The organism is Pelomonas caseinilytica (assembly GCF_021353235.1).
GTDB classification, from domain to species: domain Bacteria; phylum Pseudomonadota; class Gammaproteobacteria; order Burkholderiales; family Burkholderiaceae_C; genus Pelomonas; species Pelomonas caseinilytica.
On the sequence record NZ_JAJTWT010000012.1, the window covers coordinates 102,514 to 125,298 of the forward strand.

Annotated in this window: 17 protein-coding genes; 6 read left to right on the top strand and 11 right to left on the bottom strand. The window is 72.4% G+C overall.

Annotated elements, in window-relative coordinates:
- Positions 1 to 26: 26 nt before the first annotated feature.
- From LXT12_RS22645 to LXT12_RS22655, 3 genes are all read right to left on the bottom strand, one after another.
- Complete coding sequence (locus tag LXT12_RS22645) at positions 27 to 1,208, bottom strand: DUF4382 domain-containing protein (protein WP_233394571.1); 1,182 nt, start codon at positions 1,206 to 1,208, stop codon at positions 27 to 29.
- A gap of 118 nt (positions 1,209 to 1,326) precedes the next feature.
- Positions 1,327 to 1,692 carry a HepT-like ribonuclease domain-containing protein gene (locus LXT12_RS22650; RefSeq protein ID WP_233394572.1) on the bottom strand — a complete coding sequence of 122 codons (366 nt, stop codon included), beginning with the start codon at positions 1,690 to 1,692 and terminating at the stop codon, positions 1,327 to 1,329.
- A complete protein-coding gene (locus LXT12_RS22655; protein WP_233394573.1) occupies positions 1,682 to 1,987 on the bottom strand; it encodes a nucleotidyltransferase family protein in 306 nt (101 codons plus the stop codon). Before LXT12_RS22655 ends, LXT12_RS22650 begins: the two co-directional genes overlap by 11 nt.
- Before the next feature lie 54 nt (positions 1,988 to 2,041).
- On the opposite strand from LXT12_RS22655, the gene LXT12_RS27070 reads away from it, so the two are divergent.
- Positions 2,042 to 4,264, top strand: coding sequence for a helicase-related protein (locus LXT12_RS27070; protein WP_233394574.1), 2,223 nt, complete (start codon positions 2,042 to 2,044; stop codon positions 4,262 to 4,264).
- Positions 4,265 to 4,288: 24 nt separating this feature from the next.
- Here the strand turns inward: LXT12_RS27070 and LXT12_RS22665 are convergent, their stop codons facing one another.
- Complete coding sequence (locus LXT12_RS22665) at positions 4,289 to 5,092, bottom strand: hypothetical protein (RefSeq protein ID WP_233394575.1); 804 nt, start codon at positions 5,090 to 5,092, stop codon at positions 4,289 to 4,291.
- 148 nt (positions 5,093 to 5,240) lie between these two features.
- Here LXT12_RS22665 and LXT12_RS22670 point away from each other — a divergent pair, with 148 nt between their 5' ends.
- Positions 5,241 to 5,726 (top strand): helix-turn-helix domain-containing protein, encoded by a 486-nt coding sequence (locus LXT12_RS22670; protein ID WP_233394576.1) that lies wholly within the window; start codon positions 5,241 to 5,243, stop codon positions 5,724 to 5,726.
- Positions 5,727 to 5,785: 59 nt separating this feature from the next.
- Here the strand turns inward: LXT12_RS22670 and LXT12_RS22675 are convergent, their stop codons facing one another.
- Complete coding sequence (locus LXT12_RS22675; RefSeq protein ID WP_233394577.1) at positions 5,786 to 6,817, bottom strand: NAD-dependent epimerase/dehydratase family protein; 1,032 nt, start codon at positions 6,815 to 6,817, stop codon at positions 5,786 to 5,788.
- Positions 6,818 to 6,879: 62 nt separating this feature from the next.
- Here LXT12_RS22675 and LXT12_RS22680 point away from each other — a divergent pair, with 62 nt between their 5' ends.
- The 4 genes from LXT12_RS22680 to LXT12_RS22695 all read left to right on the top strand — a co-directional run bounded on the left by LXT12_RS22680 (position 6,880) and on the right by LXT12_RS22695 (position 10,904).
- The gene (locus LXT12_RS22680; RefSeq protein WP_233394578.1) at positions 6,880 to 7,779 is read left to right on the top strand and encodes an ion transporter; all 900 of its coding nucleotides are present in this window, start codon (positions 6,880 to 6,882) and stop codon (positions 7,777 to 7,779) included.
- A gap of 88 nt (positions 7,780 to 7,867) precedes the next feature.
- Complete coding sequence (locus LXT12_RS22685; protein ID WP_233394579.1) at positions 7,868 to 9,292, top strand: peptide MFS transporter; 1,425 nt, start codon at positions 7,868 to 7,870, stop codon at positions 9,290 to 9,292.
- Positions 9,293 to 9,311: 19 nt separating this feature from the next.
- Positions 9,312 to 9,992 (top strand): glutathione S-transferase family protein, encoded by a 681-nt coding sequence (locus LXT12_RS22690; RefSeq protein WP_233394580.1) that lies wholly within the window; start codon positions 9,312 to 9,314, stop codon positions 9,990 to 9,992.
- 234 nt (positions 9,993 to 10,226) lie between these two features.
- Positions 10,227 to 10,904: a class I SAM-dependent methyltransferase gene (locus LXT12_RS22695; protein ID WP_233394581.1), complete on the top strand. Its 678-nt coding sequence runs from the start codon at positions 10,227 to 10,229 to the stop codon at positions 10,902 to 10,904.
- A 27-nt stretch (positions 10,905 to 10,931) separates the two neighbouring features.
- On the opposite strand, the gene LXT12_RS22700 is transcribed toward LXT12_RS22695, so the two are convergent.
- The 6 genes from LXT12_RS22700 to LXT12_RS22725 all read right to left on the bottom strand — a co-directional run bounded on the left by LXT12_RS22700 (position 10,932) and on the right by LXT12_RS22725 (position 22,715).
- Entirely contained in the window at positions 10,932 to 11,933 is a 1,002-nt protein-coding gene (locus tag LXT12_RS22700; RefSeq protein WP_233394582.1) for a hypothetical protein, read from the bottom strand.
- A complete protein-coding gene (locus LXT12_RS22705; protein ID WP_233394583.1) occupies positions 11,930 to 12,454 on the bottom strand; it encodes a (2Fe-2S)-binding protein in 525 nt (174 codons plus the stop codon). Before LXT12_RS22705 ends, LXT12_RS22700 begins: the two co-directional genes overlap by 4 nt.
- A gap of 721 nt (positions 12,455 to 13,175) precedes the next feature.
- Complete coding sequence (locus LXT12_RS22710) at positions 13,176 to 15,995, bottom strand: xanthine dehydrogenase family protein molybdopterin-binding subunit (protein ID WP_233394584.1); 2,820 nt, start codon at positions 15,993 to 15,995, stop codon at positions 13,176 to 13,178.
- Positions 15,996 to 16,058: 63 nt separating this feature from the next.
- Positions 16,059 to 18,071, bottom strand: a complete 2,013-nt coding sequence (locus tag LXT12_RS22715; protein WP_233394585.1) for a peptidase U32 family protein — start codon at positions 18,069 to 18,071, stop codon at positions 16,059 to 16,061.
- 22 nt (positions 18,072 to 18,093) lie between these two features.
- Positions 18,094 to 19,419 carry a M20/M25/M40 family metallo-hydrolase gene (locus tag LXT12_RS22720; protein ID WP_233394586.1) on the bottom strand — a complete coding sequence of 442 codons (1,326 nt, stop codon included), beginning with the start codon at positions 19,417 to 19,419 and terminating at the stop codon, positions 18,094 to 18,096.
- Positions 19,420 to 19,631: 212 nt separating this feature from the next.
- Positions 19,632 to 22,715, bottom strand: a complete 3,084-nt coding sequence (locus LXT12_RS22725; protein ID WP_233394587.1) for a ligand-binding sensor domain-containing diguanylate cyclase — start codon at positions 22,713 to 22,715, stop codon at positions 19,632 to 19,634.
- Between the last annotated feature and the right edge of the window lie 70 nt (positions 22,716 to 22,785).

The following is a 22,785-nucleotide window of genomic DNA, read 5'->3' on the forward strand; positions in this document are numbered from 1 at the left end:
CGGTCCCCCGGGGCCGACTGCCGCCCTCAGAAGCCGAAGTTCGCCGTCATCACGGCACCGCCCGCCAGCGTCAGCGGCCCGGCGGTCTTGGTCGTGCCGTTCAGGCTGGCGGCCAGCGTGTAGGGCAGGTCGATGCCGGAGTCGGGGGCGAAGTTGAAGCTGGCCGGCGGCGTCGCATAGGGCGCCACCCAGGGCGGGGTGGCCGGCAGGGTCAGCATGTAGGCCCCGGTGGTGGCGTCGGCCTGGGTCTCGGCGACGGTGATGGTCGCGCCGCTCGCGAGCTTCTGCGTCGCCGCGATGGGCGCGGTGCTGGCCACGCCGGCCGCCGTGACGCTGCCGCCGATCTGCCCCATCACCGCCGTCGGCGGCAACAGCGGCGCGGCGCTGCTGGCGATGGCCGTCACGGTGTCGGCCGTGACGGGCACGCCGGTGATCACGAGCGTCGCGCGCTTGGCGGCCCGCACCACCAGGTCGTAGTTGCCGGGCGCCACCGGCGCGAGGACGAACTTGCCGGCGGCATCGGGCGCCGTGGCCTTGAGGACGACACCGCCCTGCTGCACGCTGATGGCGGTGGCGCCGTTGGCGATGGCGGGGTCCACATAGCCGCTGACGCCCGACAGCAGGTGGGGCAGCACCGACACCACGGGCTTGAGCAGGCGCTGCCCCGAGGCGCCCGCCGTGACGACGGACTTGCAGGCATCGAAGTCGAGCACGAAGTCGGCGATCTGGTTGGCGGCGATGGTGATGTCGGCATTGAGCTTGACGCCGCTCTGCTGGCCGCTGGGCGTGGTCAGCGACGTCTCGGCGCCGCCGGTGGGCACGACGGAATTGGCCAGCGGATGGGCGGCGTCGTTGTCGGCCAGCACGAGGCGCAGCTGCGAGTAGTGGCCGGCCGGCAGGGGCAGCTGGCCGAGGCTGGCCAGCACGCCGTTGCCCAGGGCGAGGAGGTCGAAGCGCTGGGTGGGGCCGACGGTGAGGTCGGTCCAGCCGGCATCGGTGTCCGAGGCGCTGGCGCTGGCATTGACGCGCACCTTCTGCACGGTGACGTAGACGTGGTCGTAGCCGCAGGACGGCGCGTCGGTGAGGCTCAGGACCAGGGTGCCGGAATTCGACGGACTGGTGGGCGTGCCGGCGTCGCCGCCTCCGCCACCACAGGCCACGAGCAGGGAAGTTGCCAATGACAGGGCGAGAGATGACTTCGTCTTCATGATCCGCCTTCAGCGGGCAATTACGGGAATGAGAAGTGTTCGGCGCTTTCGGTGTGGCAGTTCTTTCAAGACGCGTCCATTTGTGACGTGGTGAGGGCCGCAAGAGGCGGCCTGACACTCAACCGGGAGTGCCGTCGGCGTCGCCCGCACGCTCCAGCAGTTCCTGCAGCGTCCTCATCAGTTCGGGGACGGCGTCCTGCACGACGTTCCAGACCGTCTCATGGTTCACCCGGGCGTAGCCATGGATCAGCACATTGCGGAAAGCGACGATCTGAGGCAGGCGCGGTACCTGCCGGGCCAGGTCGGCATCCAGCTTGGCAAGCTGGCCCAGGGCCTCGCCGATGATCTCCAACTTGCGCTCGACCGCGGAACGAAGCAATTCGTCGGCCGAATAACGCTGCGAATCGGCGTCGGCCACGAAGGCCCGCAGCGCCTGGGCGGCCTGCAAGGCATCCCAGAGATAGGCGCGCGGGTCACGCTGCAAACAGCAGCTCCCTGTCCCTGTCGATCTGGCGGCGCACGAACGGATTTGCCACCGCGCCCTCCTGGACGAGGTCGACAGGCCGCCCGAGCACCTGCTCCAGGTCCAGCCGGAGCGTTTCCCACTCCTGCAGGCCCACGCGCACGCCGGCCTCGAACGCAACCAGCAGGTCCGCATCGCTGTCCGGCTCGAAATCCTCGCCCCGCGCGGCGGAGCCGAAGACCTCGAGCCTGGCGATGTGGTGCCGACGGCATAGGTCGGCAAGCCGGTCCTGGGCTCGGGCGATGCTGAGATGCATGGCGCGAGTTTAGGCAACTCGCGAACGCCCGGTTGCCTGTGTTCCACTCCTGCCGTGAAGCCAGACGTTCCCGCCACCAAGCCGCCCGCGCCGGCCTTTCCCCTCCCGCAACCCCGCCATGCCGCCCGGCTCCCGGCCGACCTCGCCCCCGAGGACTGGGCCCGCATCCGCCAGGCCGCCTTCGCCCTGCCCCAGGTGCTGACGCCGTCAGACCTGGACGACGGCAGCGAGGACGCCCTGGAGCACCTGGGCGCCATCCAGATCTCCAAGGCCGCCGGCGGCGCGCGGCCCAGCCGCTGGATCCTGCCGGCCCACATCCCGGCCGCGCTGGCCCAGCTGGAGGCCACGCCGCAGGCCCCCACGCTGCGCAGCCTGATGCAGCAGCGGCTTCACCAGCTCGAAAGCCTCGGCCTGCGCCGCGAGGGCCTGGTGTTCACGCGGCTGTGCGTACACCCGCTCACCCTCGCCCACGAGGGCTGGCGCGTCGACCTCTCCCACCGCGTGCCCGTGCCCGAGGCGCCGGTGTGGGCCTTCTTCCGCGATGGCGACGCCGCCGCGCTGCGGCACGCCCTCGGCCAGCCGCCGGCCTATTCCTACACGGCCGAGCTGACCCTGCACCTCAACCACCTCGTCGCGCGCAGCGAGGCCCTGGGCGACGCCGGCCAGCTCGCCTCCCTGCTGCCGCGCCTGCAGGCCGAGTGCGGCGTGCCCATGCCCTACGAGGACCTGAAGGCCGCGCTGACCCGCGCCCAGGACCGCTGGGAGCAGCAGGTCGAGGAGCAGAGCACCCTCGCCAGCCTCGGCCGGGAGCTGGCCTTCCAGGGCTACCCGGACAGCTTCGGCACCGCCCGCAAGCTCGGGCGCAAGGTCACCCTCTACCTCGGCCCGCCCAACAGCGGCAAGACGCACGCGGCCTTCGAGCGGCTGAGCCAGGCCCTCGACGGCGCCTATCTCGCGCCGCTGCGCCTGCTGGCCCTCGAAGGCCGCGACCGGCTCGTCGGCCGCGGCGTGCCCTGCTCGCTGCTGACCGGCGAGGAGAGCGTGCCGGCCGAGAACGCGCGCGTCGTCTCCAGCACCATCGAGATGGTCAACACGCGCGACGTGGTCGACGTGGCCGTCATCGACGAAGCCCAGATGCTGTTCGACGACTCGCGCGGCTGGGCCTGGACGCAGGCCATCGTCGGCGTGCCGGCGCGCGAGCTCATCATCATCGCCTCGGCCTACGCGGCGCCGGCCATCGAGCGGCTGCTGCAGCTGTGCGGCGAGAAGCCCGACAAGCGCGTCTTCGAGCGCAAGCAGCAGGTGCAGCTGATGCCGGCGCCCGTGCCCATGTCGCACCTGCTCGCGGGCGACGCCGTCGTGGCCTTCAGCCGCCGCGACGTGCTGATGCTGCGCGACCAGATCTCCCAGGACGGCCACGCCGTCAGCGTCATCTACGGCGCCCTGCCGCCGGAGGTGCGCCGGCGCGAGGCCGAGCGCTTCGCCGTTGGCGCGAGCGACGTGCTGGTGGCGACGGACGCCATCGGCATGGGCCTGAACCTGCCGATCCGCCGCGTGCTGTTCTCGACGCTGACCAAGTTCGACGGCGTCGGTGACCGCGAACTGAGCGTCAGCGAGGTGCACCAGATTGCCGGCCGGGCCGGGCGTTATGGCATGCACGACGAGGGTTTCGTCAGCGTGCTCAAGGAGGCCGAGGCCGACGCCATGAAGATCCTGCGCCAGCTGCTGCCCAAGGAGCCCAGGGCGCCGCGCGACTTCAAGGCCCCGGTGGCGCCCAACTGGCGCCACGTGCAGACCATCTCGCAGCGCCTGGGCCTGAACAAGCTGCAGGCCGTGCTGGACATCTTCATGCAGCAGCTGCGCCTGGACGACGCCCACTTCGCGGTGGCCGAACTGGAGCAGATGCTGGAGCTGGCCGAGCGGCTGGACCGCGAGGCCCGCCAGCTCAGCCTGAAGGACCGCTTCATCTACGCCCAGGCGCCGGTGGACGCGCGGCTGCCCCAGCTGCTGGAGGAGTTCGCCTCCTGGGCCGCCCACCACGCCCACACCGGCCAGGCGGGCACGCCGCGCTTCCTGGACGAATACGACCAGCACGGCCGCCTGGACCGCATGGAGCAGGCGCTGCGCATCTGCACGCTATGGCTGTGGCTGGACCTGCGCTTCCCCGGCGTCTACGGCTACGTCGACGCCGTCGTCGATCTGCGCGGGCGGCTGAACGACGGCATCGAGCGCCACCTCAAGGGCAAGCGGCCGTTGTGGCAGCGGCGCGGGCGGTGAACCGGCCGGCGGCCGGCGACCCGCTCAGCCGAGCCGGCGCGGCCTCGTGAAGCGCGACGCGCCCGCCACCCCGAGCAGGGCCAGCAGCACCAGCGGGCCGGTGGCCGGCTCCGGCAGGAAGCCCACCGGGCCCTCGAAGTGCATGAAGAGGCTGTCCACGGGGTGGGAGAAGGTCTTCTCGAAATCGTTCTCCACCTCGAAGGCCGAGCAGTGGAAGTTGGCCTCGGTGCAATCGCTGCTCCGGAACAAGGCGCTGAAGACGTCGTTGCCCAGCAGGTCGACGATGTGCAGCTGCGCGCCATAGAGGCTGGCATACACCGAGTAGGGCGTGTAGGCCGCGGCGAAGCCGGGATAGTCGATATTGCCCGGCGCCACGGGGTGGGCGAGGACATCCTTCAGCGGCGCGACGCCCGAGCCCGGCGGGAACTCCCCCGTCGGCGCCAGCTCGTCGTTGAAGTACCAGTCGATGACATAGGTCCCGCTCTGCAGGCCGCCCTGGAACAGCTTGCCGCCGATGCGCCGGCACTTGTCCACGCAATAGGCGTCGACACCGCTCTGGATGGCGCCCACGCTGGTGACGTTGCCCTGGCCGAGCACGCCGACGCCCGAGAAGCTGGCGAACTGGAGGTTCTGGGCCGAGAACAACCCTTCCGCGTCGCCGCGGAGGATGGAGGCCAGGGACGTGGAGGCCAGCGTGCTGGCCTCGGGACCGTTACGGTCGCCGAAGCTCAGGCTGAAGTGGATGGGCGCGGCCGAGGCGGCCACGCCGGCCAGGGCCAGCATGGCGGCCACACCTGCACGCGAAACGACGCGGAATGGAAATCTCATGACCGGCTCCTTTGCAACGGGGGTTTGAGGAAGGACAAATCCGCTTCTCCGCCCTGGATGCAGCATTCATGCCGCCACCGGCCGCATCCGGCGGGCGCGACACAACGGTTGTCGCGGCCCTCCACGGGCCGCCACAAGGAGGCCCCGCATGCGTGCCACGACGGATCTGCCCCTGCTCCCATTGCGCCTGGCCTTGCGCTCGGCCGCCCGGCATGACGCCCAGGCCGGCTACCAGCACCATCTGCTGGCCGTGCTGTTGGTGGCACAGGGGCACAGCTGCCAGCAGGTGGGCGAATGGCTGGACTGCAGCCCGCGAAGCATCGAGCGCTGGGTGTGCGCCTACCGCTGCGGCGGCTGCGAGGCCCTGCGCGTGACGCGAGGCGGCGGCCGGCCCGCGAGCCTGACGCCCCCGCAGTGGGAGCAGTTGCGCGCCGACCTCGCCCTGCCGCCGCCCACCCACGGATTCGCCCAGCCGAGCTGGTGCGGCAAGCTGTTGAGCGCCCACGTGTCACGCCGCTATGGCCTGGACCTGAGCCTGCGGCAATGCCAGCGCATGCTCGGCCAGCTGCGGCCTCGCCCGGAGCCGGCCCGACAGGAGTTCCGGCGTTGCGGGCCGGCGCCCGGTCACGGCTAGGGCGGGTGGGGCGGCGCGTCGGCCACGAGTGTCAAGTCCGCCGACAGGGCGCGGCTCCGCTACGGCACCAGTCCCAGCGACCGCAGGTCCCGCGCGGTCGCCACGATGGCCTCGCGCGGCGGCCTCGGCACCCAGCCCAGCAGCTCGCGCGCGTGGCTCGGGTCCTGGTGCCTGGCGGTGCCCAGTTCGCTCGCGGCTGCCCGCACGGTCGGGCTCACCCGGGCGAGCAGCCGCACCGTCCAGTCGGGCATCTGCAGCGTCGGCACGCGGCGCGCCGCCTCGCCCAGCTCGGCGCGCAGGATGGCGGCGATCTCGCGCAGCCACAGGAAGCCGCCGCAGGCGATGAAGCGCTCGTCCGCCATGCCCGGCGCGGTCAGCGCGCGCCAGTGCAGCTCCGCCACGTCGCGCACGTCGACGATGCCGAAGCCGATGCGCGGCAGCGCCGGCACGCGGCCCTCCAGCAGGCTCTTCACGATGACGACGCTGGCGGAATGGTCGGCGCTGGCCACTGGGCCCAGCACCACCGAGGGGTTGACCGTGCAGAACTCCAGCCCGCCGCCCTCGCGCGCCACCCAGTCGCGCGCGGCGCGCTCGGCGATGGCCTTGGACTGCACGTAGGGCGGGATGCCCGGCGCCGCGAGATTCGTCCAGTCGGCCTCGGTGAAGCGGTGCTCGCCCGGCCCGTGGCCGTAGGAGATCGCCGCGACGGAGGAGGTCATGACGACACGCCGCGCCCCGGCATCGCGCGCGGCCCGGAGCACCCGCAGGGCGCCGTCGCGGGCCGGCACGATCAGCTCGTTCGCATCGCGCGGCACGCCCACCGGCAGCGGCGAGGCCACATGGGCCACGTGGCTGCAGCCGGCGGCGGCTTCGGCCCAGCCGGCATCGGCCCGCAGGTCGGCGGCGAAGCAGCGCAGCTGCTCCCGCGCCGGGCCGCGGTCGGCGCCCAGCAGCTGCCGCAGCGCCGGCTCGCGGGCGAGGTCGCGCACCGTCGCGTGGACCCGCCAACCCTGTGCCAGCAGTTGACCGATCAGCACGCCGGCGATGTAGCCGCTGCCGCCGGTGACGAGGATGCGGGGAGGAGGGGTCATGGCAGTCCTTTGGACCGCATTCTCGCGGCCCCGCCGACGCCGCCTTGCCCTAGCATGGTGCGATGCCGGACCACCCACCCCACCTCCCGCCCGCCACGCACGCCGGGGCGGACGCCGGCTGGCGGCTGCGGCTGTACACCGTCATCTTCGAAGCGGACACGCGGGCCGGCCGGCTGTTCGACCTGGTGCTCGTCGCCATGATCCTCGGCAGCGTCGCCGTGGTGGTGCTGGACAGCATGGCCGCGGTGCACGCCCGCCACGCTGGCGTCCTGGCGGCGCTGGAATGGGCCTTCACCGCCCTCTTCACCGTGGAGTACCTGGCGCGCCTGGCCTGCGTGCGCCACCCGCTGCGCTATGCCCGCAGCCCGCTGGGCGTCATCGACCTGCTGGCCGTGCTGCCCACCTACCTCGCGGTGGCCGTGCCCGGCCTGCATGTCCTCATCGACGTGCGGGTCCTTCGCCTGCTGCGGCTGTTCCGCATCCTCAAGCTCGGCGCCTACGTGGCGGAGTTCGGCATGCTGGGGCGGGCGCTGGCGGCCTCGCGCCGCAAGATCCTCGTCTTCATGGCCTTCGTGATGATGGTGGTCATGATCATGGGCACGCTGATGTACGTCGTCGAGGGGCCCGAGCACGGCTACACCAGCATCCCGGTGGGCGTGTACTGGGCCATCACCACCATGACGACGGTGGGCTTCGGCGACATCACGCCGCACACCGACCTGGGCCGGGTCATCGCCTCGGCCATGATGCTGCTGGGCTGGGGCACGCTGGCGGTGCCGACCGGCATCGTCAGCGCCGAGTTCACCGTCCAGCGCATGGGCCGCACGCCCACCACCCGCACCTGCCACGAATGCCTCAGCGAGGGCCACGCGCCCAGCGCCCGCTTCTGCCGCGACTGCGGCGCGCCCCTGCCGCCCTGGCAGCGCGACGCCGGGCCGGGCGACGCGACGCCCGGGCCATGACCCTCGGCATGCCCGGGCGACTGCGCATTGCCAGCCCGCCCGCTCCGGGGGACAGTCGCGGCTTTTCGAATCCGAACGGAACCGTCCCTTGACCACCGCCACCCTGAAAGCGGGCGCCGACGCCACGAGCGACGTGCGTTCCCGCGACGACCGCGCCTTCCTCGGCCACCCCGCCGGCCTCGGCTGGCTGTCCTTCTGCGAACTGTGGGAGCGCTTCTCCTACTACGGCATGCAGGGCCTGCTGGTGCTCTACCTGAGCAACTACCTCTTCATGCCGGGGCAGATCGGCCACGTCGCCGGCATGGACGCCCTGCGCCAGGCCATCGAGAACGTCACCGGACCGCGCTCGCCGGGGCAGCTCGCCTCGGCGGTGTTCGGCCTGTATGCCGGCTTCGTCTACCTGACGCCCATCTTCGGCGGCCTGGTGGCCGACCGCTGGCTGGGCCGCACGCGCACCATCGTCATCGGCGCCCTGCTGATGGCCACGGGCCACTTCCTGATGGCCTTCGAGACCGCCCTGCTGCCGGCGCTGGCCTGCCTGCTGCTCGGCGTGGGCTGCTTCAAGGGCAACATCGCCGCCCAGGTCGGCGACCTGTACGGGCCGGAGGACAAGCGCCGCGCCAGCGCCTTCCAGATCTTCATGCTCGCCGTGCAGATCGCCGTCATCGCCGCGCCCTTCGTCTGCGGCACCCTCGGCCAGAAGGTCGGCTGGCATTGGGGCTTCGGCGCCGCCGGCGTGGGCATGCTGATCGGCCTGGTCACCTACCTGGCCGGCCGCCGCTGGCTGCCGCCCGAGACGCCGCGCGGCGCGCGCGCGATCGAGGCCGCCGCCCGCCCGCCGGTGGGCCGCCGCGGCCTGCTGCAGGTGCTGCTGCTGGTGGCCATCCTGCCCCTGCTGATGCTGTCCATCGTCGGCAACCAGCAGTTCCAGAACGCCTACCCGCTGTGGTCGCAGCAGCACATGGACATGATGGTGGGCGGCTTCGAGGTGCCGGTGACCTGGCTGCAGGCCGTGGACGCCGTGTTCGGCACCCTGACCATCGTCGCCTCGCTGGCCTTCTGGCGCTGGTGGGCCACCCACCGCCGCGAACCCGACGAGGTCACCAAGATCGCCCTCGGCTCCTTCGTGGCCGCCTGCGCGCCGGCCCTGCTGCTCATCCCGGCCATGTCCATCGAGGCCGGCGGCGCCAAGATCAGCATCCTCTGGACCTTCGCCTACACCCTGGTCAACGACATCGGCTTCGCCAACATCATGCCGGTGGGCCTGGCTCTCTATTCGCGTACAGCGCCGCGCGGCCTGCAGGGCGTCATGATCGGCATCTACTACCTGCACCTGTTCTTCGGCAACATCTTCGTCGGTTGGCTGGCGGGGCTGCTGGAGGTGCTGTCGGGCACGAGCTTCTGGGGCCTGCACGCCGTGCTGGTCGCCGGCGCGGGGGTGGGCATGCTGCTGGTGAAGCTGCTGTTCGGCCGGCTGCTGGCACCCGAGCCCGGCGCCCCGGCACCGCAATGAAACCCTGGCACGCGACCGCATGATCACCGTCCACCACCTCAACAACTCCCGCTCCCAGCGCGTGCTGTGGATGCTGGAGGAGCTCGGCCTGCCCTACGAGATCCAGCGCTACCAGCGCGACGCCAAGACCATGCTGGCGCCGCCCGAGCTCAAGCGCGTGCATCCGCTGGGCAAGTCGCCGGTCATCACCGACGGCGGCCTGACGCTGGCCGAAAGCGGCGCCATCCTCGAATACCTGGTGGACCGCTACGGCGAGGGCCGCTTCAAGCCGGCCGACATGGCGCCGACGAGCGAGGACGCGCTGCGCTACCGCTACTTCATGCACTTCGCCGAGGGCTCGGCCATGCCGCCGCTGCTGCTCAAGCTCATCTTCACCAAGGTGGCGAACGCACCGATGCCCTTCTTCGCCAAGCCCATCGCCAAGGGCATCGCGGCCAAGGTGCTGGGCGGCGTGGTGCAGCCCAACATCGACGCCCAGCTCGCCTTCCTCGAGGCCGAGCTGGCCACGCGGCCGTGGTTCGCCGGCGCCGAGTTCTCGGCCGCCGACGTGCAGATGAGCTTCCCCCTCGAGGCGGCGGCGGCGCGCGCGGGCTCGATGGACGCCTACCCGAGGCTCAAGGACTTCCTCGCGCGCATCCATGCGCGGCCGGCCTACAAGCTGGCGCTGGAGCGCGGCGGGCCGTACGACCTGATGCGTTGACCGCTGGGGCGGAGGCGGGCGCGCTCCGCAGCCAGGGGAAGCCAAGGCGAGCAGCGCTTCAGCGAGGCGCCATGCAACGGGAATGCGGAGCGCGAGGCCGGCCTGTACTGGCCCCCTACACTCGCCGCTTCCCGTCTTGCCCCGCAGGCCTGTCGCCCGGCCGCTGCCTCCTCGCAGCGGCGCTGACCTCCCCGTGCCGCATCGCGAACATCCACGCAGGCCACCGGAGGGCGCATGCCCGGCTATGAAGTCAAAGTCCAGACGCTCGCCATCGACGGCGCCGCGGATCTCCAGGTCCGTTCGCTGCTGGACCACCAGCAATTCGCCGACCCCGCCGGTGCGGCCGAGGCCCTGGGCATCTCGTCCGCACAGTGGCCGTTGTTCGGCCAGGTCTGGCCCTCCGGGCTGCATCTGGCCGCCGCGATGGCGGTCCGGCCCCTGACCGAGGGCGAACGCATCCTGGAGATCGGCTGCGGCCTGGCCCTGGCCAGCCTGGTGTGCCACCGCCGCGGCGCCGAAGTCACGGCCAGCGACATCCACCCGCTGGCCGGCGCCTTCCTGCTGGAGAACCTGCGCCTGAACGAACTCGCGCCGATGCGCTACTGCCACGGCGACTGGAGCGAGGACGCCGCGGCCGGCGGCGGCGCACCGCGCGTGCAGGGCCGCTTCGACCTCATCATCGGCAGCGACGTGCTCTACGAACGCGACGACGGCGGCGCGCTGGCGGCCTTCATCGGCCGGCATACCCTGCCCCGCTGCGAGCTGCTCATCGTCGACCCCAACCGCGGCAACCGCGCGGCCTTCGGGCGCCGCATGGCGGCCCTGGGCTTCGCCCTCAGCGAGACGCCCCTGAGCGCCCAGGCGGGCAGCGCGGACTACCGCGGCCGCCTGATGCGCTTCGTGCGCGGCTGACCCGCCCCGGGGCGCTGCGGCCCCCGGTCAGCGCCGGTCCCGCGGCCTGGACGGGCCGTACTCCACCACCTGGCAGCCCGGGCCCTGCGGGTCCGCGCAACAGGCGGCCAGCTTTTTCAGGCTCTCGCTGAACTGCTCGTCCCATTGCGCGCGGCTGTGCAGGTTGCCGGGGCTCATCCAGTGCGACTGCGGGAAGGCCTTGGACCAGGCGTCGCCGCCCTCCTGGGGCGCGCGGCCGGTGGACTGGTCCATGGCCACGCGGCAGGAGTTCATGTTGCCCATGCGGTGGCAGGCCGTGCAGGTGTTGCCGCGCGTCGTGATGCCGAAGGCATGCAGGCTGGCCCAGGCCTTCTTGAAGTCCTCGCCGATGGCCTTGGGCTCGTAGAAGCCGAAGGGGTCGCCGGGGAGTTTCGTCGTCTGGGCGATGTAGGGGCTGTACATGAAGGGGCCGCTGTCGTGGCAGTGCACGCAGGCCGGCTGGCTGTTCGCCACCTGGGCCGGCGTGAGCCAGACTTTGTCGGCCGGCGGGCTGGCCGGCTCCGCGCCTCGCGGCACCGGCTTGAGCGTGCTCGGCGAGGGCACGCGGCGGCCGTCGATGCCGCGGTCGGCCGCCAGCGGCGACGCCGCCTTGGCGGTGAACCAGCAGGTCTTGCCGTTCTTGAGGTTGTGCGAGACGAGGTTGATCTCGTCGAACAGCGGGCTGCCGGCCGGCCGCGCCACCTGCTTGCGGCAGACGGCGCTGATCTGGGCCGTGGCGTCGTCGCGCAGCACCAGGGCGCGGCTGCCGGGCACGCACTGGCCCTGGCTGCCGGCGTCGTGCTGGGGCAGCAGCGAGGGCCGGTCGCAGGTGGCCGGCGCGGGCTGGGGCGGCACGGGCTTGCCGTCCACGGTGATGGGGATCTCCTCGCCGGCCATGCAGTCGAAGGCCGGCACCTCGGTGACCTGTTCGGCGCACTGGCGGCCGTATTCGAAGAGGGTCTCGGCCTGGGCGGAGCCGGCCAGGAGCAGCAGGAGCAGCCAGGCCTTCATGCCGTCACCAGGCCTTTCTCCGCCATCACGACGGCGCGGATGGCCTGGTGGTAGCGGGCATAGCCGGTGCAGCGGCAGACGTGCTGGCCGACGGCGTCCTCGATGGCGGCGTCGAGCTGGTCGGGGCGCACGGGCCGTGCCCGCAGTCGTTCGATCAGCATCTCGGTGGCCATGACGAAGCCGGGCGTGCAGTAGCCGCACTGGAAGGCGAAGTGGTCGAGGAAGGCCTGCTGGATGGCGCTGGGCTTTTCCATGCTGCCGGTGCCTTCCACCGTGGTGATGGACTGGCCTTGCAGCAGGGCCACGGGTGTCGAGCAGGCGAGCATGGGCTGGGCCTGGCTGGTCGGCACGCGGCGGGCGGCGACGGTGCAGGCCTTGCACACGCCGATGCCGCAGCACAGGCGGGTGCCGGACAGGCCGAGCTCTTCCTGGAGGAAGTCGAGGAGGGGGAGGTCGGTGGGGACGTCGGCTTTCACCGGGCGGCCGTTGACGTGGAACTGGACTTTGACGAGGTCGGTCATGGGGTGGCCTCTCGTTGGGTTTGATGTGTGCGGAGGGTTGCTTTTGCTCTTGCTTGCAGCGGCTTGTTGCGAAGGCCCATGCCGGGAATTCGCCCCGGCGGGCGACCTACTTTCTGGTCCGCCAGAAAGTAGGCAAAGAGCTCCCCCCGACCGCGCCGCCCCGCCGCTTCGCGGTGGGGTTCCCTGCGCTGCTCAGGCCTTGAGGGCCCGCGCGGAACTCGCTTCGCTACGCTGCGCTCAGACAACCGCGCGAAGTCAGATGTTGAAGTGCGCTTCGCGCACGCCCTCAAGGCCTTGCGCTGCTCGGCGGCGCTAAAGGGGGTAAGACGAAATACCTCAAGGGCATGGCCGGCGCGATTGGCACTCCGGCTGTTCGGCTGTTGGCTGTTTGGGCTCTCCCCTTCTAAGCCGCCGAGAAGCGCAGAAGCCCGGGGCGCGCGCGCAGCGCGCTTCAACAACTGACTCAGCGCCACTGTCTGACCGTAGCGAACGCAGTGAGCGAAGGGAGTTTGGCGCTGGCCTCGGGCTTCGAGCATCGCAGGGAACCCCGAAGCGCAGCGCAGGGGCGGTTTTGCAGGGGCGACTCTTTGCCTACTTTCTGGTCGCCCAGAAAACCGAAGGTTTCGGCGAAGCCAAAGTAGGTCGCCCGCCGGGGCGAACTCCCGGCACGGTGCAACGAACACAAAGGCTCCCCGCAAAAGCAACCCATCACCACCCGCCCTCACGCCAACACCCCCCGCACATCCTCCCCCGTGATCGGCAGCGCCCGGAACCGCTTCCCCGTCGCATGCGCCACCGCGTTCCCGATGGCCGGCGCGATGGGGCAGAGCACCGCTTCGGCGATGCCCTTGGCCGTCGGCTCCTCGCTCGGCAGCGGCGTGATGTTCATGCGCCCCAGGGGCACGTCGGCGCTCAAGGCCACGTGGTAGCGGTCCAGGTTCCAGCGCCCGCCGCCGGCCCCGCCCGCCTCCAACGGCAGCTTCTCCAGCAGCGCATAGCCGATGCCCATCGCGATGCCGCCCTGGGCCTGGCCCATCAGCAGGTCGGGCTGCAGCACGCGGCCGGCGTCCACCCACAGCTCCACCGCCACCACGCGCGGCTCCAGGCTGCGCGGGGCGATCTCGACCGCGATGACCGCCCCCGAGGGCGCGTACAGGCTGCGGCCATAGAGCTTGGCCGCCGGGTCGGGCGGGATCACGTCCTGCCGCGTCACCGGCGCCCAGGCGGTGCGGCCGGCCGTGCGCAGCGACAGCCCGTCGATGGGCAGCAGCAACGGCGCCCCACCGCCCGGCACGGCATAACTGGCCGACACCCAGGCCCCCTGGTAGAGGCCATGCACCATGGCCCCGGCCACCAGCCCGGCCTCGTGAGCACGAGCCGCCAGCGCCGGCAGAGGCAGCGGGGTCAGGCCCGGGGCGACGAGGCGGCCCGCGTCCCAGCGCGTGCGGCCGGACAGCTGCGCCACGGGCACGCCCCACAGCGCCGCCGCCGCCGGCAGCACGCCGGTCTCGAACAGCACGCGGGCGGCCTGCTCGGTCACGTGCACCTGGTGGAAGGCCGTCAGGCAGGCGCTGCTGGACATGCTGAAGCTGGCCGTCCAGCGCGGGTCGCTCCAGCTGCCCCCGGGCGTGGCGTCCAGGTCCAGCGCATTGAAGCTGCCCACGTCGCCCATGACGATGTCGTGGGCGTTGCGGCCCAGCCAGCCGGCCGTGCTGATGGCCAGCGTCGTCGCCGAGCCATTGCCCATGTCCACGCAGTTGGTGCGCACGGCCAGGCGGCCGGCCGCGTCCATGGACACCTCGGCCATGACGCCGTCCGTGCCCGTGCCGTAGGCCTGGTTGGCCAGCGCGAAGCCGACGCCGTAGCGCACGCCCTCGCGCGCCTTGCGGGCCTTGACGGCCTCGCGGTCACGCCACAACGGGTGGGCGCGGGCCAGGCGGCAGATCTCGCGCAGCCGCATGGCCTGGGCCAGCGGGGCGCCGGTGATGGTGCGGTCGCCCTCGCGCAGGGCATTGGCCTCGCGCAGCTCGATGGGGTCGCGCTTGAGCGCCACGGCCACTTCATCGACCAGGGTCTCGACGGCGAAGCTGGCCTGCGGACCGCCGAAACCGCGCATGGAGCCCGCGACCACGCCCGTGCTCGGCTGGGCCGCGGCGTCCACCCAGGCCTGGCGGATGTCGTAGCCCGACAGGCCGCAGTAGCCCGCCAGCATGGCCACGAACTGGCTGTAGTTGTTCTGCCCGCCGGCGGCCAGGGTCTGGTGGCTGCTGAAGGCCTCGAAGCGGCCGGTCTTCGGGTCCACCGCGATCTGCTGGGTGATGGCGCTGCCGAGCTGCTTCAGGCCGCTCTGGAACTGCTCGTAGCGGTCCTGGGCGATGCGCACCGGCCCGTCGGCCAGCGCGGCGGTGACGGCCAGCAGCGGCGGGAAGGTGGACACGTCGCGACCGCCGAAACCGCCGCCCGGGTAGCAGGAGTGCAGGGCCACGGTCCTGACCTGGATGGGGCAGCCGTTGCCGCCGAACATCGCCAGGCTGTCGCCCGCGTCGCCGTTGGTGGCCTGGGTGCCGAGCACCAGGCCGAGCGTGCCTTCGCCGCGCCGGTCCAGCCAGGCCAGGCCGGCCTCGGGCTCCATGAACATCGGGTCCAGCACCTGGGTGGCGTAGGTGCCGCCGAGCCGCAGCAGCGCCGGGTCGGCCAGGCGCGCGTCGATGCGCTCGCGCAAGGCCTTGGCCGTCGAGTTGTAGGGTTCGGACGGCGAGTCCGGCGCATGCGGGTCGGACTCACAGCCCACCTGCACCTGCGAGAACGGCGCGACGCCCGGCGCCTCATAACGCGTCAGGCTCGTGGTGGGCGAATAGGGCGTGGCCGGCTCGGGCGCGACCGCGTCGCCGGCCTTGACCACCCCGGGCTCGAACTGCAGGGCGCGCTTGGCGCGGCGCCAGGCGTTGGCATCGGCAAACACCAGGACGGCCACCGCCTGCCCGTAGAACTGCGGCGCCGTGCCCAGCGGCACCAGCAGCTGCTTGATGCCGTTGGCGCCGGCCATCGAGAACGGCAGGGCCAGGTTCAGCGAAGCGAGGTCGCGCTGCGGCCAGGGGTAGCCCGGCAGCGGCGCCTGGGTGATGGTGAGCATGGGCACGGCGCCGGCGGCTTCGAGGCGGGCCAGGTCCAGGCCCGCGAAGGCGAGGCCAGGGCGCGTCGCCCGCAGGATGAGGGCCATGCGCTCGGCCCTGGGCCAGCCGGGCATGTCGGCTGCGCGGAAGTCGCGGGCATAGATCTTCTGGCCGGTGACCTTGGCCAGGCCGTCGATGCGGAACCGCGCCCGGCCCGGCCCGCCGGACCAGTCGGGCGCGCCGGGCGGCGCGTGCGGCTGGGTGGGCGTGTCCACCGGCTCCGGCCTGGCGCCGGGCAGCCTGAAGCCGGGCGGCTTGCGGGCCAGGGCGAGTTCGTGCACCAGCAGCGTCACCGCGCCGGCACCGGCGCCGATGACGCGGCGCCGCGTCAGTTGAAATGGTCCGTTCGTCCGCGGGTTCTGCGACACGCTGTCCTCCCACCATGAGATGGGGGGCGAGTGTGTCACCGCGGCATCGCGGCGGTTGGCGGATCAGGCCGGATTCGGCCCGGCATTCGTGCCGGAGTTGGCACCCGGGCGGGTGCGGTAGAAGGTCATGGGCTCGGCCTTCAGGGCCTTCAGCACGTTGCGGCGCATGGCGCCCACCACGTGCATCTCGCAGGGCTTGCAGTCGAAGCGCAGCGTGAGGGTGTCGTCGCCGTGCTGCAGGGTCAGCGGCTCGGCGCGCACCGTCCCCTGCACGCCCGTCACGCCCTTGGCCTGCTTGGGGCACAGGCTCAGGCTCCAGCGCACGCAGTGCTTGGTGATCATCAGCGGCACCTCGCCCAGCTCCTCGTGGCTTTCGTAGGCGGCGCCGACCACCTTGACGCCGTGGCGGGCGTAGAACGCGGCGGCCTTGCCGTTGTAGACGTTGGCGAGGTAGGTCAGCGTGTCGTCGGGGTAGGGCGCGGGCGGCTCGACGGGCGTGGCGCGGGGCAGCTTCACGAAGGCGGCCTCGCGCGCGGCCTCCAGCGCGGCGACGGCGTCGCGGCGCAGGGCATTGAGCTTGCTCGCCGGCAGGAAGAGGGGCTCGCGCATCGCCAGGCGCACGCGGCGGGCCTCGAAGATCGTGTCGCCGAGCTTGGCGAGGTTCTCCTTGAGCTGGGCCTCGGCCTGCTTCGCATCCCGCGCCGGCTCGTGGGCCTGCGGCAGGCGCACCGCGGCCTTGGCGCCGGTCTCGTCCTTCAGGCTGAGTTCGAAGCCGCCCTCCACCTGGGCCAGCGTCAGGTCCACGGCGATGCGGCGCTCGGCGCTGGGCTTGGCCAGCAGCCGCTCCCAGGCCATGTCGCGGTTGCGGCTGAGGGCCGTGCCGGGGAAGAGATCCTTGAGGTCGCCGAAGGCCTGGCCCTTGGACAGGTTGGGCTCGATGCGCCATCGTGTGCCGCCCAAGGGCGTGGCCACGTTCACCGGCACGCCTTGCAGCTCGCCCTGGCGGTCCCACCAGGTCAGGGCATCGCCGTTGTTGACCACGCGCAGCGCGTCGCCCGTGTCGAGGTCGAAGTCGGCGGCGCCGACGCGCACGATCTCGCCCAGCGGCAGGCCGGCATGCTTGGGGCTGTCGAAGGCGCCGATGTCGGTCTTGCGGCCGTTGACGAAGTAGTCGGTGCCGCCACGGTTGAAGGCCTGCTCGGGCTCGGGCGTGAAGGTGTAGCGGCAATGGCCGTGGCTGGTGGCGGCCAGCTCGGGGCGGCGCTCCATCAGCGCGTCGAGCAGGGTGCGGTAGTGGGCCGTCACGTTCTTGACGGTGGCCATGTCCTTGTAGCGGCCCTCGATCTTGAAGCTGCGGATGCCGGCGTCGACGAGGGCCTCCAGGTTGGCGCTCTGGTCGTTGTCCTTGAGGCTGAGGACGTGCTTGTCGTGGGCGACGACGCGGCCCTGCGCGTCGGTCACCGTGTAGGGCAGGCGGCACTCCTGGCTGCAGTTGCCGCGGTTGGCGCTGCGGCCGGTGTGGGCGTGGCTGATGAAGCACTGGCCGCTGTAGGCCACGCACAGCGCGCCGTGCACGAAGAACTCCAGCGTGGCCTGCTGCACCTGCTCGCGGATGGCGCGGATCTGGCCCAGATCCAGCTCGCGGGCCAGCACCATCTGCGAGAAGCCCACGTCCTGCAGGAAGCGCGCCTTCTCGGGCGTGCGGATGTCGGTCTGGGTGCTGGCGTGCAGCTGGATGGGCGGCAGGTCCAGCTCCAGCAGGCCCATGTCCTGCACGATCAACGCGTCGACGCCGGCCTCGAACAGCTGCCAGGCGAGCTGGCGGGCGCCTTCGAGCTCGTCGTCGCGCAGGATGGTGTTCAGCGTGACGAAGACCCGTGCGTTGAAGCGGTGGGCGTGCCTGGCCAACCGCTCGATCTCGCTGACCGGGTTGGCCGCCTTGTCGCGCGCGCCGAAGCCCGGGCCGCCGATGTAGACGGCATCGGCGCCGTGGTTGACGGCCTCGATGCCGATGTCGGCGTCGCGGGCGGGGGCGAGGAGTTCGAGGGAAAGGCGTTGGGGTCGGGGGGCGGCCATGCCCGGATTCTAGAAATCCGGTTCAGCGGGTCAGGCGGTAGATCAGCACCGCGGCGCGCACGGCGCCGCGCTCGATGGAGGCGATGTCCAGCCACTCGTCCGGCGTGTGCGCGCCGCCGCCCGCCGCGCCCAGGCCGTCCAGGCTGTCGACGATGGGGGCGACGAACTGCACGTCGCCCGCGCCGCGCTGCCCCGGCGGGAAGGGCGCGATGGGTCCGAGGCCGGCATCGGCGCTGGCGCGCGAATAGGCCTCCAGCAGCTTGAGGTTGCCCGGGGTGGGCGCCATGGGTGGGTAGTTCTCGTTGAAGCTGATGCGCGAACGCGTGCCGGGCAGGGACTGCTCGACGATGGCCTGCATGCGCTCGCGGGCCTTGGCGCCCTGCTCGGCGGTCAGGTAGCGCAGGTCGCCGCGCACCTGGGTGTCGCGCGGGATGACGTTGCTCTTGCCGAAGGCCTGGCCCTGGCTCTCGGCATCGTTCCACTGGGCGCTGGTGCCACCGACGATGGTGGCCGCGTTGAAGGTCAGGTCCGGCTCGATGAGCTGCTCGCGGAAGGCGTTGACGACGCGGGCCGCCTCGTAGACGGCGCCAAAGCCGTCACGCCCGAAGACGCCGGCCGAATGGCCCGTTCGCGCCGTCACGGTCAGCTGCCAGCCGCCCGAGGCGCGGCGGCCGATGGTGGCCGCGTCGCGGCCCTGCTCGTCCTTGGTGGCGCCCTCGAAGGCCAGGGCCACGTCGCTCTGCCGGGCGGCGTCCACCAGCGCGGCGCGCGCCACCTCGATGGGCGAGCCGACGCGTTCCTCGTCGCCGGTGAAGACCACCCGAACGGTGCGGCCTTCGAGGGCGCCGGCGTCGTTCAGCGCCCGCAGGGCCAGCAGGATGATGACGTCGCCGCCCTTCATGTCGGACACGCCCTGGCCGCGCACCTTGTGACCGTCGCTCTGCCAGGGCGGCACAGGGCTGTCCTTCTCGAAGACGGTGTCGAGGTGGCCGATCAGCAGCACCCGCTTGCCCTGCGTGCCGATGCGCTCGGCGACGAGGTGGCCGGCGCGCTTCATTTCCGCCGGCATGTCCACCCAACGGGTGCGCAGGCCCACGGCCTCGAAGGCCTGGGCGTAGAGGGCGCCGACCTCGCGCACCCCCGCGGGGTTGAGCGTGCCGCTGTTGACGAGCACGCTGCGCTCCAGCAGCTGCAGCGCCTCGGGCGTGTGGCGCCTGACGTTGGCGACGATGCGCTGCTCCTGGGCGTCCAGGGCGTCGGCGCGCGCCGGCGCGGCGGCAAGCGCTGCCCACGCCGCGAAGGCGCTGAGCAGCAGGGCGGGGGAGCTGAGGGCAGGAGGCGTCTTCATGACTCCCAGTTTCCACGAACTCGATGCTTCGGTACCGAGGCCGGGAAACACAGCCACAGAGGCACAGAGGCACAGAGAAGGCGGGATGAAGGTCCCTCTGTGTCTCTGTGCCTCTGTGGCTGTGTTCTATTGCCGCACGGCACCTCGTCTTTCATGGGGCGCGGGTGCCGCGAACGCGGAAAGGACTACCGCGGTGGATTTCGAGTTTCAGCTCAAGTCGTGACGGTGTCGCCCACCGCGCCGCGAGCCACGTCCAGCCGGGTCTCGCGGCGCCAGGCCTCGGCGCCATCGGGCGCCTCGCGGGGGGACAGGCCGTTGGCGCGGATGGCGCCGACAAAACCGTCGCGCCCCTCGGCCTTGGCGGCGTAAAGGGCGGAGTCGGCCAGGGCCAGGCAGGCGCGCCAGTCCCACAGGCGCGGGTGGCGCGGGTCCAGCGGGAAGGCGCAGAAGCCGATGGACACGGTGACGTGCACGGTCTCGCCGGGACCGATCTCGAAGGGCTTGTCGCGCACCGCGGCGCAGACGCGCGCGGCCAGCTCGGGCGCGTCGCGCCTTTCGGTCTCACGGGCTAGGGCCAGCACCTCCTCGCCGCCCCAGCGCACCAGGGAGTCGGTCTCGCGGAAGACGCCGCGCAGGCGCTCGGCCAGCTGCATCAGCACAGCGTCGCCGGCCGCGTGCCCGTGCACGTCGTTGATGCGCTTGAAGTGGTCCAGGTCCAGCAGCATCAGCAGCAGGTCGGCGTCGGGGCCGGGGCCGCTGCCGTCGGGGGTCTCGAAGCGGCGCAGGCACAGGCGCAGGTCGTCGTCCAGGCGCAGCTCCATGTAGCGGCGGTTGCGCAGGCTGGTCAGGGCATCGGTGAGGCTGAGTTCGCGCAGCTCGGCGGTGCGCTCGTCCACCAGGGCGCGGAGTTCGGCCTCGCGGCGGCGCAGCAGCCGGGTGCGCCAGCGCATCCAGGCCCAGATCCCGCCCAGCGTGGCGACCACGCCACCGGTGCGGGCCCAGTCCGTCTCCCACCAGGCGGGTTGCAGTTCGATAGGCAGCTGCAGCTGCTCGAGGCCCCAGATCGACTGGTGGGCCGTGGCCCGCACCTGCAGGGTGTAGCGGCCCGGCCCGAGGGGGCCGAAGCCGGGGTTGCGCCCACTGGCGTCCACGCGGGTCCACTCGTTGTCCAGCCCCTGCAGGCGGTACTCGTAGCGCAGCCGCGCGGGGTCGGCGTAGTCGAGGGCGGCGAACTCGATGGACAGGCTGCGCTTGCCGGGCGGCAGCACCAGGCCGTCGCGCAACATGCCCGGCTGCTCCCACGGCTGGCCGTTGACGCGCAGGCCGCTGATGACCAGCGGCGGGCTGGTGCGCTGGGCGCGCCAGGCTTCGGGCTGCACGCGCAGCAGGCCGCGGCTGCCGCCGAAGAGCAGGGCGCCGCCGGGCAGTTCGGTGCTCGCGAAGAACCAGAAGCTGCCGAAGTTGGCGCCCTCGGCACCGCCGAAGCTGTCGAGCCGGTCCGCGGCGGGGTCGTAGACGTAGAGCTGGCTCCAGATGCGGCCCTGCCCGTCCTCGTGCAGGTTGCCGCCGAACACGCCCTCCATGCCGTGGCGCTCGCTGATGCGGTCGAAGCGCGCGCGGCCCTGGGCGTCCCAGCCCTTGAGGCGGTGCAGGCCGCTGACCGGCGTGTCCACCCACAGCCGGCCGTCGCGGCCCCACAGCATGCCCATGACGATGGGGCTGGCCAGGGCTTCGTCGGGCGCCTGGGGCACCGGCTCCAGGTCCCCCTTGCCCGGCTCGCGCTCCCGGTAGAGCCCCTGCTGCCCGCCCACCCAGAGCCGGCCGTCGGGGGCCGGCGCCAGGGCGTGCACGCCGCCGTGCAGGGGCAGTCCGCCCAGCAGATGCACGCGCTCCGGCGCCGCCGCCCCGGCACCGGCGAGGCGGAACAAGCCCTCCTGCATCCCGAGCCAGAGGCTGCCGTCGGGCCGCAGCAGCAGCTGCTGGGCACGGCCGCCGTCCAGCGGCCAGTCGCGCAGCAGGCGGCCGCCGGCTTCGCGGTGCTCCAGCCGGCCCGCGGCCGCCAGCCAGATGCTGCCATCGGGCGCCTCGGCCAGGCTCTCGACGACGCTGCGCCGCTCCCGCGGCCATTCGCCCAGCGTGGCCAGCTCGCGCGCCGGACGCCCGTCCAGGCGCACGACGTGGCCCGTCTGCGTGGTGGCCAGCACCTCGCCGTTGCGCAGGGCGAGCACGGCGCGCACGTCGGCCTCGGCCAGCGGGCTGGCGGGGTCGGCATCGGGACCGCGCACGGCCAGTGCCGGGTGGAAGAGGTGGCGCTGCACGCCCAGGCCATAACCGCTGACCCACATGGCGCCGCTGGCGTCGCGCAGCAGGCCGCTGATGTCGTTGCCCGCCAGGCCCATGGCGCGGCGCGGGTCCTGGCGCAGGCGCAGGTCGATGGCGCCGCTGGCCGGGTTCACCCAGAACAGGCCGTTCTTGCTGCCGACCCAGAGCCGGCCGTCGTCGCCCTCGGCCAGGGCCTGGATGGGCAGGCCCAGGGACTGCACCCAGCGCACCTGCCCCTGCTCGACGACGCCCAGGTGTCCGTCCTGCGCGCCCAGCCAGAGGCGGCCGCCGCGGTCCTCGGCCAGGGCCAGCACGGGCACGCCGTCGGGCAGGCCCGGCAGGGCCAGGTTCTCCCAGGTGCCGCCCTGGCGCCGCGCCAGGCCGCGCCAGTGGCCGGCCCAGACGCTGCCGTCACGGCCCACGCGCAGGGCCAGCACGCGCGTCTCGGGCTCGCCCCGCCAGGCCAGGGCCTGCAGCTCGAAGCGCCGCTCGCGCGGCAGGTAACGCTGCAGTCCCGCGCCCATGGTGCCGACCCAGATGGCGCCGTCGCGGTCCTCGGCCAGGGCGCGGATGGAGGCCTGCGGGCCGTCGCCGGCCTGGGCGCCACCGAACCGCTCGACGCGGTCCTGCTCGGGGTCGTAGGCCACCAGGCCCTGGAATTCCGTGCCTATCCACATGCGGCCGTCGGCCGCCGGCGCCAGCGCCCTCACCCAGCCGAGGCTGCGCCTGGCCGGGGTGTCGCCCAGCTGCTCGATGGCGCGCAGCCGGTAGCCGTCATAGCGCGTCAGGCCCTTGTTGGTGGCGATCCAGATGAAGCCCGCCCGGTCCTGGGCGATGGCCGGCACCGCGCTCTGCGGCACGCTGACGCTGCGGAACTGCACCTCCAGCGGCCCGACGCCGAGCTCGGCCCGGGCGACGGCGCCCAGGCCGGCGAGCAGCAGCAGGCCGAGCAGACCACGAACTAGGGGGTGCATGGACGGCATCCTAAAGGCGCCCCCCGCCCATGGAACGGGCCGCGGCCGTGCCCGGCGCGCGTGCGCGGGA

What these genes read in the sequence shown, in the direction of transcription:
- LXT12_RS22645 (WP_233394571.1), bottom strand. Translation starts at nt 1,208, where the DNA reads ATGAAGACGAAGTCATCTCTCGCCCTGTCATTGGCAACTTCCCTGCTC.
- LXT12_RS22655 (WP_233394573.1), bottom strand. Translation starts at nt 1,987, where the DNA reads ATGCATCTCAGCATCGCCCGAGCCCAGGACCGGCTTGCCGACCTATGC.
- LXT12_RS22665 (WP_233394575.1), bottom strand. Translation starts at nt 5,092, where the DNA reads ATGAGATTTCCATTCCGCGTCGTTTCGCGTGCAGGTGTGGCCGCCATG.
- LXT12_RS22670 (WP_233394576.1), top strand. Translation starts at nt 5,241, where the DNA reads ATGCGTGCCACGACGGATCTGCCCCTGCTCCCATTGCGCCTGGCCTTG.
- LXT12_RS22675 (WP_233394577.1), bottom strand. Translation starts at nt 6,817, where the DNA reads ATGACCCCTCCTCCCCGCATCCTCGTCACCGGCGGCAGCGGCTACATC.
- LXT12_RS22680 (WP_233394578.1), top strand. Translation starts at nt 6,880, where the DNA reads ATGCCGGACCACCCACCCCACCTCCCGCCCGCCACGCACGCCGGGGCG.
- LXT12_RS22690 (WP_233394580.1), top strand. Translation starts at nt 9,312, where the DNA reads ATGATCACCGTCCACCACCTCAACAACTCCCGCTCCCAGCGCGTGCTG.
- LXT12_RS22695 (WP_233394581.1), top strand. Translation starts at nt 10,227, where the DNA reads ATGCCCGGCTATGAAGTCAAAGTCCAGACGCTCGCCATCGACGGCGCC.
- LXT12_RS22700 (WP_233394582.1), bottom strand. Translation starts at nt 11,933, where the DNA reads ATGAAGGCCTGGCTGCTCCTGCTGCTCCTGGCCGGCTCCGCCCAGGCC.
- LXT12_RS22705 (WP_233394583.1), bottom strand. Translation starts at nt 12,454, where the DNA reads ATGACCGACCTCGTCAAAGTCCAGTTCCACGTCAACGGCCGCCCGGTG.
- LXT12_RS22715 (WP_233394585.1), bottom strand. Translation starts at nt 18,071, where the DNA reads ATGGCCGCCCCCCGACCCCAACGCCTTTCCCTCGAACTCCTCGCCCCC.
- LXT12_RS22720 (WP_233394586.1), bottom strand. Translation starts at nt 19,419, where the DNA reads ATGAAGACGCCTCCTGCCCTCAGCTCCCCCGCCCTGCTGCTCAGCGCC.
- LXT12_RS22725 (WP_233394587.1), bottom strand. Translation starts at nt 22,715, where the DNA reads ATGCACCCCCTAGTTCGTGGTCTGCTCGGCCTGCTGCTGCTCGCCGGC.